We start from the raw sequence: 1464 nt of genomic DNA, 5'->3' as shown, positions 1-1464 counted from the left end.
CTCCCCGTCCCCGCACAACCGCCGGTCCCCGTCCACGACCCGCATCTCGATCCCATGCACGGCCCGCCCCACGGAGACCAGCTCCATAGCCGCCTCGTCATCAGCCGCGACGACCCGCGCCACGCGCTCATCAGCCAGCCGGAATCGATCGAAGCATTCGATACGGACATCACTGCCCGGCTCGGGAAAGGCAGCGGCAAGCGTGGCCTCGGCCAGCCCGTACACCGGATACATCACCTGCCCACCCACCCCGGCCGCCGCCCCCAGCTCGGCTCCGAACCGCCGCACGGTGCCGGCCCGCACCTTCTCGGCCCCGTTGAAGGCAAGCCGCCAGGCCCCGAGCTGCGGATACTGGGACCGGCCCCGAAGCGCCTCAAGGACCAGGTCATACGCGAAGTTGGGCCCGGTCAGCATGGTCCCGCCACAGTCGGCGAAGCACGACATGAACCAGTCCGGCCGCTTGATGAACCCCGCCGGACTGAACTGATGCACCCGACACCCGAGCAGCAGCAGCGTCAGCGGCGACACCAGCCCCATGTCGTGAAAGTGCGGCACCCACTGCACGAACACGTCCTCAGCAGTGCACCCGGCCGAGACCTGAACGGCCAACAGCCCCGCCATAAACGCCCGATGGGTCAGCATGACCCCCTTGGGCTCGGACGTACTGCCCGAGGTGAACTGCACCACCGCAAGGTCATCGGGCCCCGGCAGCCACTCCTCCGGCGGCGGCCGCAACGCCTGCCGACTCCCCATACTGACCAGCTCATTGACGCTATGAACCACCAAACCCGGGACCTGCCCGCGCAGATGCACCCCGAGGGAAACCGTCGAGCCGTCGACAATCACATGCCGCATGCCGGCCACATCCAGAAACCGCCGCAGCAGTTGGGCCTGGGTGCCGTCATCGAGAAACACCCGCAGCGGAAGCACACTCACCGCCGCGCCCGCACACCAGCTCCCGAACAACCCCGCGGGCACCCCGCGCCCCGTGCCCACGAGCAGCCCGACCACATCGCCGGGAGCGACACCGGCCCGCCGCAATCCGGCAGCCACCCGCCACCCCAACTCCCGCAGTTCCACCGGCCCGAGCTCATCGCGCTGCTCGGGGAAAACCCACGCGGAGGAGCCGGGCAACTCCTGCAACGCATGCGCAAGCGACGGGGCTTCAAACGCGGAAACAGCCATTGCCAGCCCCTCTACGACGTGTGCTGAAACGTCCCTGCTGCTCGGACTTGATCAGGATGACGTCAAAGGCGAGGCACAGAACATCCCCCACACGTGGGGCGCAGGAGTCGAACGGTGCACGCGGGGGGAGTGCGCGGCCGGCCCGTACCCACAACGCAAAGAAGGCCCCCGCCATGACGGCGGGGGCCTTCTTCGTAAAGTTTGTTCGGCGGCGACCTACTCTCCCACACAGTCCCCTGTGCAGTACCATCGGCGCGGAAAGGCTTAGCTTCCGGGTTC

General features: G+C 68.0%; 1 protein-coding gene and 1 rRNA gene. Both read right to left on the bottom strand.

The genetic code is table 11. The annotated features are described in order from the left end of the window. Nucleotides 1-1185: AMP-binding protein (locus tag G5C51_RS41945; protein ID WP_165246177.1), on the bottom strand; the 1185-nt coding region annotated here is incomplete at its 3' end. Nucleotides 1186-1388: 203 nt separating this feature from the next. Beyond that, nucleotides 1389-1464 (bottom strand): 5S ribosomal RNA (gene rrf / locus G5C51_RS41940); the annotation flags it as partial.

Origin of the sequence: Streptomyces coryli, from assembly GCF_011044975.1 — a bacterium.
Taxonomy (GTDB): domain Bacteria; phylum Actinomycetota; class Actinomycetes; order Streptomycetales; family Streptomycetaceae; genus Streptomyces; species Streptomyces coryli.
Note: the sequence above shows the minus strand (reverse complement) of the source record. Positions and strands in the feature narration are given on the sequence as shown.